Here is a 15209-nt window from a genome sequence, read left to right on the forward strand (position 1 = left end):
CACCCCTCGGTCGGGCTCGGCCTCAGCATCGCATGGCGCTTTGCGGCGCGGGCGATCAGTCGCCGCAGCAGGTGGGGTCGTCGCAGAGGCTGGTGAACTCGTGCGCGAAGAGCGGGACCTCGCAGTGCGCGTCGTCGGTGCACTCGGTGCCGCGGTCGGGGTGCACGATGACCGTTCCGCTGCACGAGCGGAGGTCGCCGGCGGGTGGGGCGGTGGGGTGCAGCGTCGCGGTGTGCATGGCTCCAGTTATGCCGCGGGGGTGTATCAGCGGGCGGCGACGGCGCCGGAAAGCTCGTTGTAGGGTGCCCTCGAGCTGGGAGAATGACTCTCCCGAGACGAGGAGCAGCCCATGGAGCACGTGAGCGGAAGGCAGCCGGGCGCGAAGTCCGCGACGACCAACGACACCTTCGTCGGCTCGGTCTGGCGCGATCCCGTCCTCACTGCCGAGGGCGTGAACATCTCGACGATCATCTTCCAGCCGGGGGCGCACACCTTCTGGCATTCGCACTCGAACGGCCAGATCCTGTTCATCGATCACGGGCGCGGCGTGGTGGTGACCCGCGCCGGTGAGGTGAGGAGCCTCGGTGCGGCGGACGTCCTCTACGCGTCGCCGGGCGAGGAGCACTGGCACGGTGCCCTCCCCCACAGCTACCTCGGGCAGACCACCGTCTCGATGGGAAGCACGGATTGGCTGGAGGCGGTCGACACCGCCGCCTACGAGGAGGCGGCGCGTCAGCTCGAGAGCTGATCGCTCAGCGGTTCAGCCAGCGCGGCCGGCCTGCTTGCGGAGGAGGCCGTCGAAGGCGACGGCGAGCGCTGACCCCCCGAGCGCACCCGCCTCGTAGAGGTCGAGGAGCGCGGCGCTCGTCCAGACCGCCCCTCCCGGGTCCTCGAAGGGCCAGTTGGCGGCGCTCACGAGGTGCACCACCAGGTTCGGGTAGGCGACGTCGGGTACCGCGAGCGTCTCGTCGAGGAAGGCGTCGTAGTCCTCGGAGCGCAGGTAGAGGTCGACCGCCGCCGCCCGGCTCGACCCGACGAGGCGAAGCGCCCGCGCCCCTCCGAGAAGGTCCCGCCGAGAAGTGACCACCGCTTCGAGAGCGCCGGAGCCGACGCTCAGGCGTTCCGCGGCGGCCCGCCCACGAAGGCGCGGCAGCAGCTCCTCGAGGGGGCGTGCGAGGTGCCTGCGGAGTCGCGCCCGTTCCTCGCGGGCGAGGCCGGCGCGCGGCGGTCGCCCCTCCAGCTCCGCGAGCACGCTCCACGCGAGGCGCTCGCCGAAGGGTCGGCCGATCACCGGGGCCACCGCGGGCGTGCGCTCCAGGGCCTCGCCGGGCACGAGCCAGCTCCGCCCGTGCCGCTCCCCCACCACCGCGCCGCTCCCGAGCAGCTGCAGCAGGTGGCGACGGCCGACCCCGAGTCGCCGCGCCGCCTCGTCGACGGTGTACACGTCGCGGAAGTGCATCGTCACACAATAGCGGGTGTATCGGCGCAGTACTGTGTCGGAGGGTGGTGTGCCTTCGGGACCGCGCCATCCCGTAGCTTGGCGCGCGATGGACGAGGCGCAGACGGACGAACACGGGCGACCCGAGCCACCGCACGGCGGCGACGAGCTCGCGACGCTGCTCGGCTTCTTGGAGTATCAGCGGGCGACCTTCGAGTGGAAGTGCCGGGGCCTGAGCGACGAGCAGCTACGCCAGGCGCTGCCGCCGACGTCGATGACTCTCGGAGGCATGTTCAAGCACCTCGCGATGGTCGAGGACTACTGGATGAGTGAGGTGGTCGCCGGCGCGCCGCTGCACGAGGCGTGGGCGACGGTGGACTTCGACGCCGATCCAGACTGGGACTGGCGGAGCGCCGCCGACGACACCGCGGAGGAGCTGCAGGCGCTGTGGGCCCAGCGCGTCGAGCGCTCCCGAGCGATCGTCCTCGCCGAGCTCGGCCGCGGCGAGGCGGCGGCGCTGGCGGAGAGCCACCCCGCTTGGGGGGGCACGGGGAGGTCTCGCTCCGCTGGGTGCTCGTCCACCTCATCGAGGAGTACGCACGGCACAACGGGCACGCAGACCTCCTCCGGGAGTCGATCGACGGCGAGACCGGCGAGTAGCGGCGGGTCGACACCGCGACTGCCGTCACAGTTCTAGGGCTCTGCGCGTCGTGTTCTGTGACGCCCTAGAAGTGACTCCAGTGCACGACCTCGTCGAAGTCCCTGCGCTTTGGCCGCGTGATCGGCGCGAGCGGTCGGTCCCCGGGGTAGCCGAGGGAGAGCAGCCAGGCGCAGAAGCGGTCCTCGGGGAGGCCGAGAAGCTCGCGAGCACGCTTGTGTTCGGAGACCGCGGAGTGGGCGCTGCCGATGCCGAGGTCGGCCGCCGCGATCGCCATCGCCATCGCAGCCTGCCCGAGGTCGAACTGCAGGGTCTCACGGGTGTGCGGGTCGGCGTCGTCGATCGTGACGAGCGCCACCGTCGCCCGGGAGTGCGCCACGTGACCGGCGCCCTGCCAGACCATCGACAGCGCCGCCAGCTGCTCGCGCTCGGTGCAGACGACGAAGTCCCACCGCTGACCGTTGCGCGAGGAGGGGGTGCGCCGCGCAGCCTCGAGGATCTGCTCAAGGTCCTTGCGGGCGATCGGCTCCTCGGAGAAGGTACGGGTGTTGCGCCGAGAGATGATCGCCTGCCAGGTCTCCATGTGGCCACGCTAACGGGCTGCTCAGAGGGGAGCTGGCGAGGATCTCCATCGCCTCGGCGAGCGTGAGCTCGCCGAGTGAGCTGAGGCGGTGGTGGGCCTCGCTGAAGTCCGCTCCGTGGGTGATGGCGTTCGGCACGACGACACAGCGCAGGCCGGCGGCGAGCGCGGCCCGCAGGCCGTTGTGGGAGTCCTCGACGGCGAAGGCGCGGGCCGGCTCCACACCGAGTGACCGGCAGGCCGCGAGGTACAGGTCCGGTGCCGGCTTCGCGGCGTGCCGCTCGTCGGGGCGGTGGACCGAGGAGAAGGCCTGCTCGAGGCGCACCGTCGCCAGGCAGCGGCGGACCCACTCCTCAAAAGAGCTCGAGGCGACGGCGAGGCCGAGGCCGAGGGCGCGCGCTTCGAGGACCCACTCGACGACGCCGGCCATCGGCCGCATGGTCTCGAAGAGGTCGTGCTGGAGGTCCCGGATCTCGGCCCGCAGCACCTCTCGCGGCGCGACCGCGCCGCTCGCCCGTGCGCAGAGCAGCTCGTAGACGACGCGACCGCCCTCCGCGCTGCCGACCGTGCGGTTCCAGTCCTCGAGGGAGAGCTCGCAGGCGTGGCGGCGGAAGACCGTGCACCAGGCCTCGAAGACCGAGTCCTCGGTGTCCACGATCACGCCGTCGAGGTCGAAGACCACCGCGTCGAAGGGGCGGATCGACACCGGGAGAGCATCGCAGAAGCGGGATACCGTTCCGAGCGGTTCCACCCGACCAAGGAGGGCCCGTGCTCGGCCTGATCACCGATCCCGCGGCACCCGGCGGCCTCGTGCGGCGCGAACTGCCGGAGCCGACACCGAGGGACGACGAGGCGATTGTGGCGGTGCGCGCCTTCGGGGTGAACCGCGGCGAGCTCTCCCTCCTCGAACGGCGGCCGGAAGGCTGGATGCCCGGCCAGGACGTCGCCGGCACCGTGGTTGCCGCCGCCGCGGACGGGAGCGGACCGGTGGCCGGCAGCCGGGTGGTCGCCGTCGGGGACGGCGCAGGCTGGTCCGAGAGCGTTGCCGTCCCGTCGGCGCGCATCGGGCTCCTCCCTGACGGCGTCGAGTTCGCCGACGCCGCCGCCCTCCCCGTCGCCGGGCTCACCGCCCTCAGAGCGCTCCGCACCGGTGGTCCTGTGATCGGGCGCCGTGTGCTCGTCACCGGGGCGACCGGAGGGGTCGGCCACTTCGCTGTGCAGCTCGCCCGCGTCGCCGGGGCGCACGTCACTGCCCTCGTGAGCGGCGAGCACCGCCTCTCCGAGGCGCGGGCGCTCGGTGCGCACGCCGCCTTCGCCGGGACGCTCGGGGAGGCCGACCCCTACGACTTCGTCATCGACGGCGTCGGTGGCGAGGTCCTCCTCGACGCCCTCCACCACGTCGGGACGGACGCGACCGTGACGACCTACGGGATGGCCTCCGGCGCGCCCGCGCCGATCGCCTTCACCGACTTCCCCCGCACCTCGCACGCCCGCCTCACCGGCTTCTTCGTCTACGAGACCGACCTCTCCACCTTCGGGGCCGACCTCGAGTACCTCGCCGGCCTCGTCGCGGAGGGCCGCCTCAGCGTCGAGTCCGGCGTGCGCAGGGACTGGTCCGAGACGGTCGAGGCGCTCGAAGAGCTGCGCGCCCGGCGGGTCGTCGGGAAGGTCACCCTGACGATCGGCTGAGGCCGCTCAGGACCTCGCGAGCGAGGGGTCGAACGGGACGACCTGCAGCGGCAGTGCCTCCCAGTAGCGCTCGAGCTCCGCGCTCCCCCACCCGGCGTAGACCTCCTCCCAGTGCAGGTCGCCCTCCTCGCGCAGCGAGACCTCGCAGACCGGGTCGGCGGCGCGTTGGTAGCGGCAGTCCACCGAGCGGCGGAGGGCACCACTGCGATTGGCGAGGGCGGCGTGCACCGTGTGGCTGTGGAAGACGACGACGTCGCCGGGGTCGAAGTCGGCGCTCCTCCAGCTGTCCTCGAGGCCCTCCGCCGCGCAGCAGAAGACCCTCGCCCCCGCGACCTTCCGCAGCGGGCGGATGCCGCCGAGGTGCGAGCCCTCCGCGACGGCGAGCGCCCCATCTTCGCGGCCGCAGCTCTCGAGGGCGATCCAGGCCGTGTAGGTCTCCGTGGCACCCTGCATCCCGACGTGGTCCTGGTGCGGCGGGGTCGGCAGCGCGCCGCCGAGGGACTGCGGAAAGGCCACCCGTGCCACGGGCCGCGGATGGCGGAGCACCGCGGAGGTGTCGAGGAGGGCGCCCAGCAACGCGAGCAACCGCGGGTGGTGGGCGACGCGGTGTAGCGCCTCACAGGAGAACAGCGCCCGCTGCACCGGTCGTGAGCTGACGAGGGTCGCCGCCTCCGCAGCCCCCGCTGCCTCGGGGTGGAGCCTTCCGCCGGGCCCGCCGCTGGCCCAGCCCGCACCGAGCAGGATGGTGCGCTGCGCGGCGTCGAGCGCGGCGAGGTCGTCGGGCGGCACGAGGCCGCGGACGAAGACGTAGCCGTGGCCGGCCATGGCCAGGCGCAGCGCCTCCTCGTCACCGACGATCGAGCGGGCGAGCTCGCCGCTCGCCCTCACGGGGGCCTCGGTTGCCGCGGCCGCCACGCTCACCGCAGCGTCGCCGGTTCGGCGAGGCCGGCGACGACGCCCTCGAGGATGCCGGCCGCCTCGGCGATCTCCGCGGCCGTGACCGACAGCGGCGGCGCGATGCGCAACACGTTGCCGTAGAGGCCGCCCTTGCCGATGAGCAGGCCCCGTTCGCGCGCCCCCTCGAGCGCAGCGGCGGCGAGGGCTGGCGCGGGGGTGCGCGTCCCGGGGAGGACGAACTCGACCGCCGCCATCAGCCCCTTGCCGCGCACCTCTCCGACGGTGTCGAGCGGCGAGAAGAGCCGTCCGAGGGCCTCGAGGAGCTCGCCGCCGCGCGCCCGGGCGTTGCCCTGCAGGTCGTGGCGCTCGATGTAGTCGAGGGTGGCGAGGGCGGTCGCGGTGACGAGCGGGTTTCCGCCGAAGGTGCTGATCGAGTTGACCGAGACCGAGTCCATGAGCTGCGCGCCGGCGACGACCCCACCGATCGGGAGGCCGTTCGCCAACCCCTTGGCGAAGGTCATCGCGTCGGGGCGCACCCCGTCGGCGGAGATGCCGAAGTAGCTCTCCCCGGTGCGTCCCCACCCGGTCTGCACCTCGTCGGAGATGAAGGTCGCGCCGAGCTCGTCGGTGACCTCCTTCAGCGCGGCGAAGTAGCCCTGCGGCGGGACGATGAAGCCACCGACGCCCTGGATCGGCTCGACGATCACCGCGGCGAGGTCACCGGAGAGACCCGTCGCGACCAGCTCCCGGAGATCGGCCACGCAGGCCGCCAGGAAGGCCTCTTCAGGAAGCGCCGCGTAGGGCGAGCGGTAGCGGTAGGGCGAGGGGGCGAGGCTCACCGCGAGCGGCGAGAAGGTGGACGCCGACCAGTTGCGGTTGCCGGTGACACCCATCGCCGCGAAGGAGCGACCGTGGTAGCTGTTGCGGAGGGCGAGCACCTGGTTTGAACGGCGAGCGGTCGTCGCGAGCAGGAGCGCCGCCTCGTTCGCCTCCGTCCCGGAGTTGGTGAAGAAGACCTTCGCCTCGGGGATCCCCGAGAGCCCCGCGATGCGCTCCGCGAGCTCGATCTGCTGCTCGATCAGGTACAGCGTCGAGGTGTGCACGATGCGCGAGAGCTGGGCGCGGGTCGCCTCGACGATCTCCGGCACGTTGTGCCCGATGCTCGTGGTGAGGATGCCGCCGAAGAAGTCGAGGTAGCGGTGGCCTTCCGCGTCCACGACGTGGCGCCCGCGCCCTTCGACGAGAGCGATCGGGCGCTCGTAGTTGAGCGCGATCCAGTTCGGCAGGACGCGGCGGTGGCGGGCGAGGAGCTCGTCGTGGGTGGTCATCGGACCATTCAACCGGTGTCACGGGGCGCCGTCGAGTGGAGCCCTCAGCCCTCGGCGCGCACGAGCTCGACGACGGGGATCGGCCGGGTCGTCTTCTCCTGGTACTCCGCGAAGTTCGGGAAGGCCTCCGCGTGCTCGGCATAGATCCTGCCCCGTTCGGGCTCTCCGAGCGGGGTGGCCGTGGCGCGGAAGGTCTCCGGTCCGAGCTCGACGGTCACCGTCGGGGTCGCGACGAGGTTCACGTACCAGTCCGGGTTGGTGGGAGCGCCGCCCTTTGAGGCGAAGACGAAGATCCGCTCGCCCTCGCGGCGGTAGATCATCGGCGTGGTGTGCGGGTTGCCGCTCTTCGCGCCGGTGCTGGTGAGAAGGAGCAGCGGCCGCCCATCGAGCGTTCCGTCCGAGGTCGGGGCGTTGGCGCGGTAGGCCGCGATCACTTCCTGGTTGTGGCTGTTGCGGTCGGTCATCGTCCACTCCCCTGCTCGGATGCTCCGGCGCTCCCCGCGTCGGGGCGCGCTCGCGGTCGCCAGAGCTTAGAGATTCGAAGTAAGATTGCGCCCACGTGAAAGCCAATTCGAACGGGCAGCGGCCCTGAGGATGTCGGAGGGGAAAGATGCACATCACTGAGGAGATGAATGAGCGCCTCGTGCGCGTCGGTCCCGGGACCCCGATGGGTGAGGTGCTCCGTCGCTACTGGACGCCCGCCTGCCTCGCGGAGGAGATCGCCGAGCCGGACAGCCCGCCGATCCGCGTCCGCCTCCTCGGCGAGGACCTCGTTGCCTTCAGAGACTCCTCGGGCGAGGTCGGCCTCGTCGCCGCCTACTGCGCGCACCGCCTCGCACCGCTGTTCTATGGCCGCAACGAAGAGTGCGGGCTGCGCTGCGTGTACCACGGCTGGAAGTTCGACACCCAGGGCAACTGCGTCGACATGCCGTCTGAGCCGCCGTACTCCAAGTTCCGCCTGCGCGTCTCGATCAAGGCCTACCCGACCTACGAGGCCGGCGGCATCGTCTGGTCCTACATGGGCCCCGTCCGCGAGATGCCCGCTCCCCCCGACTACGAGTGGCTGCGAGCCCCGGTCGGCACGCACGTGCGCGTCTCGAAGACTGGCGAGCACTGCAACTGGCTGCAGGCGCTCGAGGGCGGCATCGACACCGCCCACTCGAGCTTCGCCCACAACAACGACATCTCGAACACCAAGGCGCTGCGCAACCTCGACACGCACCCCACGCTCGAGGTCGACGAGAAGCCGTGGGGCTTCACCTACGGCTCGATCCGCAACATCTCCGAGGACCAGAGCTACGTCCGCGTCTACCAGTACATGATGCCCAACCAGCAGATGCGTGGTGGCCTCGTGAACGGTGCGAACGGCGAGCCGGCCAAGCACCCCGCGTTGAACGGTCACATCTGGGTGGCGATCGACGACGAGAACGTCTTCGCGTACAACATCAAGTACACCTCGGACGACTCGTGGGAGATGACCTTTGAGAGCTTCGACGCCGAGGAGCACCGTGGCGGGCGTGGCCAGGTCGACTACATCCCCGGCACGCACTGGCTGAAGTCGAACAAGTCCAACGACTACAAGATCGACCGCGAGGTGCAGCGGACGAAGACCTTCACCGGCATCCACGGGGTGAACACCCAGGACTTCGCGCTGCAGAGCGCACTGGGCGGCGGGTACATCGAGCCCCGCCACCTCGAGGCCCTCGGCTCGACAGACCGCGCGATCTCCTCGATGCGCAAGCTCCTCCTCGAGGCCGCCGATGACGTCGAGGCCGGACGGTCGATCCGTGGCACCGACCCGACGGTGCTGCGCACCGCCCGTGCCGCGGACATGGTCATCCCCCGCGGCGTGCCGTGGCGCGACGCCAGCAAGGAGGCCACGGTCGCCTACTGGTAGGCACCGACGCAGCACGTTCTCGCAAGTCATCGATCGCCCGTCCGGCCCTGCGCCAGGCGGGTGATCGGCATTTCCGCGCCCTGTCTCGCGGCGGGCGCAGGTGTTCAGCAGGCGCTGCGGGCGAAGCGGTCAGCTCCCCGAACGAATCCTCATTGTGTCAAGAGGGCCGTTCGGTCGCGTGCCGAAGCGGCAACATCGAAGGGTCGTTTCAGCGTGGCGTCAGGATGGCGATTCGCGCACCGGCCGCCCATGCAAGGTGCAGGTCAGCAGGCACGGGGTTCCCGTCCCGGTCGAAGCCGATCCCGTTGAACTTGGCGAACGGGTGGTTGTCCCTCGCCATCCGCGCCAGGTGCTCCACGACGCCGGTCTCGTCGGCGAGCACCTGCACCTCTGCCGGCCGCCGTCTGCCGGAGAGGCGGGTGTCCACGGGCTCCCCGCTCCGGAGATTGCGGATCCAGCCGAACTGCGAGCTCACGAGCAGGCGTCCGTCGAGACGGGTGTACGCGACCGGGACCGCGTACCGGCGGCGGGACTTGCGCCCGACGACGTAGAGGGTGATCAGCCGCTTCCCGATGGCGCGGCTGAGGAGGGGGGCGCGCAGAAGGCCGCGGATCAGCCCGTTGACGATCCTCTGCAGGGGCAAGGTCTGTGCCCTCACGGTCGGTTTGACGACAGGTTGTGCGTTCGGGTCGGTCATTCGGTCCTCTCCAGTTGCTCTCGTCGGCGGAACGGCTGTGCCTCAGGCGGACTGGGCGGCCGGCTCGGAGCGGTTGATCCACTGGGCGACCCAGTCGCCGGCGACCTGCCGGGTGGTGGCGTTGATGCGGTTCCAGGCGTTGATTCCGGCGATCGCGATCACCAGACCGGCGAGTTGGGGCTCGTCGTAGTGGCGGGCGGCCTCCTCCCACACCTCGTCGGGGACCGCGTCCGAGCGGTCGGCGAGACGGGTGGCGGCCTCGGTGAGTGCCAGGGCGGCACGCTCGGCCTCGCTGAAGTACGGAGCCTCCCGCCAGGCGCCGACCACGAAGACACGCTGATCCGGCTCCCCCGCCGCCTTCAGCTCACGCGAGTGCATGTCGAGGCAGACGCTGCATCCGTTGATCTGACTGGCGCGCGCTTCGATGAGGTAGAGCGTGCTCTCGGGCACTCCGGCGCTGCGGGCGGCGGCACCGAGCTGCCGCAGCGCATCCATCGCGCCGGGGACGGTCATCGCCGGGTTGTTCATCCGTGGTCCCATGATGGTCCTCCAGCCATGTCTGTCGGTGTCGCGGTCACATCACCTGCGTCTCAGGTGTCTACGGGTATGACACGCGGCGACGGAGGAACGTGACATGACCGATCAGCAGTGGCTGGCCGAGCGGTTCGAGGAGCACCGGCCCCGGCTGCGGGCGGTGGCCTACCGGATGCTGGGGTCGCTCACCGAGGCGGACGACGCGGTCCAGGACGCATGGCTGCGGGCCAGCCGCGCCGGAGCGGGCGGGGTCGAGAACCTCGCGGGCTGGCTCACGACGATCGTCGCCCGCGTCGCGCTGAACATGCTGCGTTCGCGCGGCGCGCGCCGACAGCAGCCGCTCGATGTCCACCTCCCGGACCCGGTGATCGACCCGCCGGGCGGCACCGATCCAGAGCACGAGGCGCTGCTGGCCGACTCGGTCGGCCTCGCGCTGCTCGTCGTCCTCGAGGCTCTCGGTCCCGCCGAGCGCCTCGCCTTCGTGCTGCACGACATGTTCGCGGTGCCCTTCGACGAGATCGCGGAGATCGTCGACCGCTCACCAGAGGCGACCCGCCAGCTCGCGAGCCGCGCCCGCCAGCGGGTACGAGGCTCGGTGACGGTCCCCGACGCCGACCTCGACGTGCAGTGGCGGGTCGTGGACGTCTTTCTGACGGCGGCGCGTAGCGGTGACTTCGAGGCGCTCATCGCCGTTCTCGACCCCGATGTCGTGCTGCGGGCGGACGGCGGGATCGGCCTCTCGCACTACGTGCAAGGCGCGGCGGAGGTCGCCCGCCAGGCCAGCATGTGGCGGCGGACAGGGCTCAGCGTCCGGCGGGCACTGGTGAACGGCGCCGCCGGGCTCGTCTCCGAGCGCGATGGCAAGCCCTTCTCGGTGGGGGCGTTCACGATCAGGAACGGGAAGATCGTCGAGTGCGACTTCCTGGTCGACCCGGCGCGGGTCGCCCAGCTCGACCTCAGAGCCCTTGACGAGCGCCCATGAGCCGCCGGAGTACGGCAGGCGGGAGGGGATCAGCTTCTGGCACGTGAGCACCGAGCTCTTGAACTGATTCGAGCTCTGGTTGACGCTCGAGGGGATGTTGGCCGCACGTCGTTGCTCGAGAAGACCGGGTCGGGGAAACCCCGGAAGCCGTGTGAGCGCATGCAGTCGACGGCCTTCAGGTAGCCCGCCTGGTCGGCCGGTGTGATCGCCTGACCGCCCACTTGCCTGCCGGCAGGTACTTGTGGCACGCGGCCTGGGCCGACCGGAAAGGGGGCGATTTCGGGTCGACACCCGTGCCGGGACCGATCCTGATGGAGATCTCGTTCGCCGTGATGCGGGGCTCGGGGAAGCTCGGGACACCGTGGGTGCGCATGCACTGGGTGAACTCGATGGCCTGTTGGCCCGCGCTGCCGGCGGCCGCCCGCGACGTCGTGCCGGCGGTGGTCGAAGTCGTCGTCGAGCCCGTGATTCTCTCCGGTTTTCCGACCCGCCGCGAGCCGGGCAAACCGCCGCCCTCTCACCCTAGCGAACATATGTTCGCTAGGGTGACGTCGTGGACGAGGAGACCGGTCGACTGCGCTGGCCGCTGGCGGCCGACCAAGCGCCGCCTGCCGATCGCGGCCAGCTCTTCGACGACGCCCCACCGGCGGTCCACCATGTCGGCGTCGGCGAGTACCGCGGCCTCGAGTTCCTCGAGGTGAACGCGAAGCGGGTGATCAACCGGGTCCCGGCGGCGAGTCGCCTGCCCTTCTCGCACACGATCAACGCCTACCGCGGCTGTTCGCACGCCTGCAGCTACTGCTTCGCCCGCCCGACGCACGCCTTCCTCGGCCTCGGCGTCGGCGAGGACTTCGAGCGACGCATCGTCGTGAAGGTGAACGCCGTCGAGCGCGTCGCCATTGAGGTGCGCTCGCGCCGCTGGGGTGGCGAGCACCTCGCGATGGGGACGAACACCGATCCGTACCAGAAGGCCGAGGGTCGCTACCACCTGACGCGCGGCATCGTCGAGGTGCTCGGCGAGGTCCGCAACCCGTTCAGCATCCTCACCAAGTCGACGCTCATCCTGCGCGACCTCGCGCTCCTCCGGCGCGCCGCGGCGCGCACGGAGGTCAGCGTCAACCTCTCGATCGGCACCCTCGACCGCACCGCCTGGCGCCTCTTCGAGCCGGGCACTCCCCCGCCACGGGGGCGGGTCGAGGCGGTGCGTCGGCTGAACGAGGCGGGGGTTCCCTGCGGTGTGCTCATCGCCCCGGTGCTGCCCGGCCTCACCGATGACACCGAGCACCTCGAGGAGATCGCCGCCGCCTGCAAGGAGGCGGGGGCGGTCTCGGTGAGCGCGATCGCGCTCCACCTGCGCGACGGGGTCCGCGAGCACTTCCTCGGCGAGCTCGGGCGGCTCCGCCCCGACCTCCTCCCCCTCTACGCCCGCCGCTTCTCCGCCGGCGCCTACCAGCCCGCCGACGAGCAGCGCCGCATCGCCGACACTGTGGCGGCGATCGTGCAGGCTCCGGTGCGGACGACGCTGCGCGAGCGCCGCCCCGAGGTGCCCGCAGCGCCCCTCGGCGAGCAGCTCGGCCTCTTCTCTCCCGCCTGCGGCTGAGCACGCGAGGCCTAATAGGCCAGCTCCTCGGGGGAACGCCCGACGTGGTCGGGAGGCGGGTCTGCCGGGAAGCGCACCGCGGCCACGTGGCTCCTCCCCTCGACAAGGGCGCGGGCGATGCGGTGCATGCCGTCCATCACCCGGCCGTCGGCACCGAGGATCACGGGGTAGGCGAGCTCCGCTGACTGCACGAGGACGAGGTGCTCGACGATCTCGCGCACCGCGAGCGGCGCGCCCCCGGCGGTCGACCAGTAGGCGGTGTCGATCTCGCTGATCGCCGAGAGCGCGACCTCCTCGAGCGGGAGCCCCCTGCTCAGCTCGACCAGGCGGGCGACCGACCAGGCCTCGAGGCCGTCGGGCCCCTCGTGGAAGTGGTACTGCGGGCGGAGCGGTGCCGTCTCAGCCGTCGATCAGCTCCACGCGGTTGCCGAAGGGGTCGAAGACGACGCAACGGTGGACCTCAGGGGTGTCGTCCCAGTGCAGGGGCACCCCCGCGGCCTCGAGGAGCGGTGCCAGCTCGTCGAGCCCCGCGACGCGCAGCGCCGGATGGGCGGTGAGCGCGGGACGGAAGTCGGGGTCGACGCCGAGATGGACCTGTACGTCGCCGCGACGGAACCAGCGGCCGCCGCGCAGCGCCTGCGCCGCCGGCTTCTCCAGGATCTCGAAGCCGAGGAGGCCGGAGTAGAAGCCGTCGGCCTCCTCCTCGCGCCCCGCTGGCATCGCGACGTTCACGTGGTCGAGGGCGATCACCGTTGCCATCACCGAAGCATCCACCTCGCGCCCGCCGACCGCAAGGCCGCGGTCGTGCCGCTCAGCGGCTGTCGCGGTGGCGCAGCAGCAGCACCGAGCGCCCCGAGAGGGTTACCGCGGCGTTGCGCACCGGACGGCGGCCGGCGCGGGCGGTGTCGAGGAGGATCTCCCAGAGCCCGGGGGCGGGCACCTTCGGGAGGGTCCAGGGGCGCGAGACGGCCGCCGCGTTGAGGAGCAGGAGGAGCGTCTCGCCCCGCAGGCTGCGGCCGCGGCTGTCCACCTCGTCGGCGGCCTGGCCGTGCATCAGCATCCCGAGGCTGCGGCGCTCCGGGTCGGCCCAGTCGGCGTCGGTCATCTCGTCGCCGTCCTGGCGGATCCAGAGCACCTCGTGCTCGGCGAAGAACTCCCGCCGGCGCAGCACCGGGTTCGCGTGCTCGATCTCGATGAGGCTGCGGGTGTAGGAGAGCAGGTCGCGCCCCGGGTCGTCGATCGCCCAGTTGAACCAGCTGATCTCGTTGTCCTGGCAGTAGGCGTTGTTGTTCCCGTACTGGCTGCGGCCCACCTCGTCACCGCCGAGCAGCATGCGCACCCCCTGGGAGAAGCACAGCGTGGCGAGCAGGTTGCGCTTCATCCGCTCGCGCAGCGCGATGATCCGCTCCGAGTCGGTGTCGCCCTCCTCCCCCCAGTTCGAGGAGTAGTTCTCGCTCGTCCCGTCCGTGTTCTGCTCGCCGTTGGCCTCGTTGTGGCGCTCGTTGTAGGCGACGAGGTCGGTGAGGGTGAAGCCGTCGTGGCAGGTGACGAAGTTCACCGAGGCGTAGGCGGCGCGCCCCGAGGGGGCGTAGACGTCGCTCGAGCCGCTGAGGCGACTGGCGAGCTCGGGGACCATGCCGGCGTCGCCGCGCCAGAAGCGGCGGACGCAGTCCCGGTAGGCGCCGTTCCACTCCGACCAGCCCTGCGGGAAGCGGCCGAGCTGGTAGCCGTCGGGGCCGACGTCCCACGGCTCGGCGATCAGCTTCACCTCCGAGAGGACGGGGTCCTGCCCGATGATCTCGAAGAAGGCGCTCGGCTTGCCGTCCCCGTAGCCGCGCACGAGCACCGGGGCGAGGTCGAAGCGGAAGCCGTCGACGTGCATGTCGGTCACCCAGTAGCGGAGGCTGTCCATGATCAGCGCCATCGTGCGCGGGTGGAGGATGTTGAGGCTGTTGCCGGTGCCGGTGAAGTCGGTGTACTCCCCCCGGCGGTCGTCGGCGAGGCGGTAGTAGGCGGCGTTGTCGATGCCGCGCAGCGAGAGCGTCGGGCCGAGGTGGCTGCCCTCGCCGGTGTGGTTGTAGACGACGTCGAGGATCACCTCGAGGCCGGCGCGGTGCAGCGCCTTCACCATCGACTTGAACTCGCCGACCTGGCCGCCGTCGCCGGTCGTCGCGTACTCCACGTGCGGGGCGAAGAAGCCGATCGAGTTGTAGCCCCAGTAGTTGGTGAGCCCCCGCTCGACGAGGTGGCGGTCGGCGACGAACTGGTGGATGGGCATCAGCTCGACCGCCGTCACCCCGAGGTTCGTGAGGTGGTCGAGGACGGGGTCCGAGGCGAAGCCGAGGTAGGTGCCACGCAGCTCCTCGGGGATCTGCGGGTGCAGCTTGGTCATGCCGCGCACGTGCGTCTCGTAGATCACCGTGCGGTTCCAGGGGGTGCGCGGCGGGCGGTCGCCCCCCCAGGTGAAGGCGGGGTCGACGACGACACTCTTCGGCATCGCGCTGGCGCTATCCCGGCCGGGCATGACGCGGGGCGCGAGGGGCTCCGCGGGGTCGTAGCTGAATAGCGCGTCGGACCAGCGGATGCCGCCGGAGATCGCCTGCGCGTAGGGGTCGATGAGGAGCTTGGAGGCGTCGAAGCGCTGGCCCGCCGCCGGGTCGTAGGGGCCCTCCACCCGGTAGCCGTAGCAGGCGCCGGGGCGGACGTCGGGGAGGTAGGCGTGCCAGACGTGGTCGGTGACCCCGGTGAGCTCGATGCGCGCCGACTCGTCGCCGTCGGGGGCGTCGTAGAGGCAGAGCGTGACGCGCGTCGCGTGCTCGGAGAAGATCGCGAAGTTCACCCCTTCGCCGTCCCAGCGGGCACCGAGCGGGCGGGGTTGCCCTGGCCAGACCCGCAATTCGCGCACCCTC

Annotated in this window: 18 protein-coding genes; 6 read left to right on the top strand and 12 right to left on the bottom strand. The window is 71.3% G+C overall.

All coding sequences use genetic code 11. The features are described from left to right. Positions 1 to 55: 55 nt before the first annotated feature. Positions 56 to 238, bottom strand: a complete 183-nt coding sequence (locus VNF07_09615) for a hypothetical protein (GenBank protein ID HVB06485.1) — start codon at positions 236 to 238, stop codon at positions 56 to 58. 111 nt (positions 239 to 349) lie between these two features. Here VNF07_09615 and VNF07_09620 point away from each other — a divergent pair, with 111 nt between their 5' ends. After that, positions 350 to 748 carry a cupin domain-containing protein gene (locus tag VNF07_09620; protein ID HVB06486.1) on the top strand — a complete coding sequence of 133 codons (399 nt, stop codon included), beginning with the start codon at positions 350 to 352 and terminating at the stop codon, positions 746 to 748. A gap of 12 nt (positions 749 to 760) precedes the next feature. On the opposite strand, the gene VNF07_09625 is transcribed toward VNF07_09620, so the two are convergent. Beyond that, a complete protein-coding gene (locus VNF07_09625) occupies positions 761 to 1459 on the bottom strand; it encodes a helix-turn-helix domain-containing protein (protein HVB06487.1) in 699 nt (232 codons plus the stop codon). 88 nt (positions 1460 to 1547) lie between these two features. Here VNF07_09625 and VNF07_09630 point away from each other — a divergent pair, with 88 nt between their 5' ends. Further along, positions 1548 to 2135 carry a DUF664 domain-containing protein gene (locus VNF07_09630; protein ID HVB06488.1) on the top strand — a complete coding sequence of 196 codons (588 nt, stop codon included), beginning with the start codon at positions 1548 to 1550 and terminating at the stop codon, positions 2133 to 2135. A gap of 28 nt (positions 2136 to 2163) precedes the next feature. On the opposite strand, the gene VNF07_09635 is transcribed toward VNF07_09630, so the two are convergent. Together VNF07_09635 and VNF07_09640 are read right to left on the bottom strand one after the other, a co-directional pair. Continuing rightward, on the bottom strand, positions 2164 to 2679 hold the full coding sequence (locus VNF07_09635) for a nitroreductase family protein (GenBank protein HVB06489.1): 516 nt from the start codon (positions 2677 to 2679) through the stop codon (positions 2164 to 2166). Then, entirely contained in the window at positions 2600 to 3382 is a 783-nt protein-coding gene (locus VNF07_09640; GenBank protein ID HVB06490.1) for an HAD family phosphatase, read from the bottom strand. Before VNF07_09640 ends, VNF07_09635 begins: the two co-directional genes overlap by 80 nt. A 62-nt stretch (positions 3383 to 3444) precedes the next feature. Here VNF07_09640 and VNF07_09645 point away from each other — a divergent pair, with 62 nt between their 5' ends. Then, positions 3445 to 4365: a zinc-binding dehydrogenase gene (locus tag VNF07_09645; protein HVB06491.1), complete on the top strand. Its 921-nt coding sequence runs from the start codon at positions 3445 to 3447 to the stop codon at positions 4363 to 4365. Between the two features lie 6 nt (positions 4366 to 4371). On the opposite strand, the gene VNF07_09650 is transcribed toward VNF07_09645, so the two are convergent. From VNF07_09650 to VNF07_09660, 3 genes are read right to left on the bottom strand one after another with little or no spacing between them, the layout of a single operon-like run. Then, on the bottom strand, positions 4372 to 5280 hold the full coding sequence (locus tag VNF07_09650; protein HVB06492.1) for a phytanoyl-CoA dioxygenase family protein: 909 nt from the start codon (positions 5278 to 5280) through the stop codon (positions 4372 to 4374). 2 nt (positions 5281 to 5282) lie between these two features. Then, entirely contained in the window at positions 5283 to 6590 is a 1308-nt protein-coding gene (locus VNF07_09655; protein ID HVB06493.1) for an aspartate aminotransferase family protein, read from the bottom strand. 44 nt (positions 6591 to 6634) lie between these two features. Further along, positions 6635 to 7054 (bottom strand): nitroreductase family deazaflavin-dependent oxidoreductase, encoded by a 420-nt coding sequence (locus VNF07_09660; GenBank protein ID HVB06494.1) that lies wholly within the window; start codon positions 7052 to 7054, stop codon positions 6635 to 6637. A 146-nt stretch (positions 7055 to 7200) separates the two neighbouring features. Between VNF07_09660 and VNF07_09665 the strand changes: the two genes are divergently transcribed. After that, on the top strand, positions 7201 to 8487 hold the full coding sequence (locus tag VNF07_09665; protein ID HVB06495.1) for a Rieske 2Fe-2S domain-containing protein: 1287 nt from the start codon (positions 7201 to 7203) through the stop codon (positions 8485 to 8487). A gap of 208 nt (positions 8488 to 8695) precedes the next feature. Here the strand turns inward: VNF07_09665 and VNF07_09670 are convergent, their stop codons facing one another. Continuing rightward, the gene (locus tag VNF07_09670; protein HVB06496.1) at positions 8696 to 9184 is read right to left on the bottom strand and encodes a hypothetical protein; all 489 of its coding nucleotides are present in this window, start codon (positions 9182 to 9184) and stop codon (positions 8696 to 8698) included. A gap of 42 nt (positions 9185 to 9226) precedes the next feature. Continuing rightward, positions 9227 to 9724, bottom strand: a complete 498-nt coding sequence (locus tag VNF07_09675; GenBank protein ID HVB06497.1) for a carboxymuconolactone decarboxylase family protein — start codon at positions 9722 to 9724, stop codon at positions 9227 to 9229. 94 nt (positions 9725 to 9818) lie between these two features. Here VNF07_09675 and VNF07_09680 point away from each other — a divergent pair, with 94 nt between their 5' ends. After that, positions 9819 to 10700: a sigma-70 family RNA polymerase sigma factor gene (locus VNF07_09680; GenBank protein ID HVB06498.1), complete on the top strand. Its 882-nt coding sequence runs from the start codon at positions 9819 to 9821 to the stop codon at positions 10698 to 10700. Positions 10701 to 11253: 553 nt separating this feature from the next. Further along, positions 11254 to 12300, top strand: coding sequence for a radical SAM protein (locus tag VNF07_09685; GenBank protein ID HVB06499.1), 1047 nt, complete (start codon positions 11254 to 11256; stop codon positions 12298 to 12300). 11 nt (positions 12301 to 12311) lie between these two features. On the opposite strand, the gene VNF07_09690 is transcribed toward VNF07_09685, so the two are convergent. From VNF07_09690 to glgX, 3 genes are all read right to left on the bottom strand, one after another. After that, a complete protein-coding gene (locus tag VNF07_09690) occupies positions 12312 to 12521 on the bottom strand; it encodes a hypothetical protein (protein HVB06500.1) in 210 nt (69 codons plus the stop codon). Positions 12522 to 12699: 178 nt separating this feature from the next. Next, entirely contained in the window at positions 12700 to 13059 is a 360-nt protein-coding gene (locus VNF07_09695; GenBank protein HVB06501.1) for a VOC family protein, read from the bottom strand. A gap of 52 nt (positions 13060 to 13111) precedes the next feature. After that, positions 13112 to 15205: a glycogen debranching protein GlgX gene (gene glgX, locus VNF07_09700; protein HVB06502.1), complete on the bottom strand. Its 2094-nt coding sequence runs from the start codon at positions 15203 to 15205 to the stop codon at positions 13112 to 13114. Positions 15206 to 15209: the final 4 nt, after the last annotated feature.

The sequence above is a fragment of the Acidimicrobiales bacterium genome (assembly GCA_035533595.1).
GTDB lineage: Bacteria > Actinomycetota > Acidimicrobiia > Acidimicrobiales > Bog-793 > DATLTN01.

Excerpts from the sequence above, each read along its gene's own strand:
- VNF07_09625 (HVB06487.1), bottom strand. The coding sequence starts at position 1,459 with ATGCACTTCCGCGACGTGTACACCGTCGACGAGGCGGCGCGGCGACTC.
- VNF07_09680 (HVB06498.1), top strand. The coding sequence starts at position 9,819 with ATGACCGATCAGCAGTGGCTGGCCGAGCGGTTCGAGGAGCACCGGCCC.
- VNF07_09660 (HVB06494.1), bottom strand. The coding sequence starts at position 7,054 with ATGACCGACCGCAACAGCCACAACCAGGAAGTGATCGCGGCCTACCGC.
- VNF07_09630 (HVB06488.1), top strand. The coding sequence starts at position 1,548 with ATGGACGAGGCGCAGACGGACGAACACGGGCGACCCGAGCCACCGCAC.
- VNF07_09655 (HVB06493.1), bottom strand. The coding sequence starts at position 6,590 with ATGACCACCCACGACGAGCTCCTCGCCCGCCACCGCCGCGTCCTGCCG.
- VNF07_09695 (HVB06501.1), bottom strand. The coding sequence starts at position 13,059 with ATGGCAACGGTGATCGCCCTCGACCACGTGAACGTCGCGATGCCAGCG.
- VNF07_09615 (HVB06485.1), bottom strand. The coding sequence starts at position 238 with ATGCACACCGCGACGCTGCACCCCACCGCCCCACCCGCCGGCGACCTC.
- VNF07_09675 (HVB06497.1), bottom strand. The coding sequence starts at position 9,724 with ATGGGACCACGGATGAACAACCCGGCGATGACCGTCCCCGGCGCGATG.
- VNF07_09620 (HVB06486.1), top strand. The coding sequence starts at position 350 with ATGGAGCACGTGAGCGGAAGGCAGCCGGGCGCGAAGTCCGCGACGACC.
- VNF07_09670 (HVB06496.1), bottom strand. The coding sequence starts at position 9,184 with ATGACCGACCCGAACGCACAACCTGTCGTCAAACCGACCGTGAGGGCA.
- VNF07_09665 (HVB06495.1), top strand. The coding sequence starts at position 7,201 with ATGCACATCACTGAGGAGATGAATGAGCGCCTCGTGCGCGTCGGTCCC.
- VNF07_09635 (HVB06489.1), bottom strand. The coding sequence starts at position 2,679 with ATGGAGACCTGGCAGGCGATCATCTCTCGGCGCAACACCCGTACCTTC.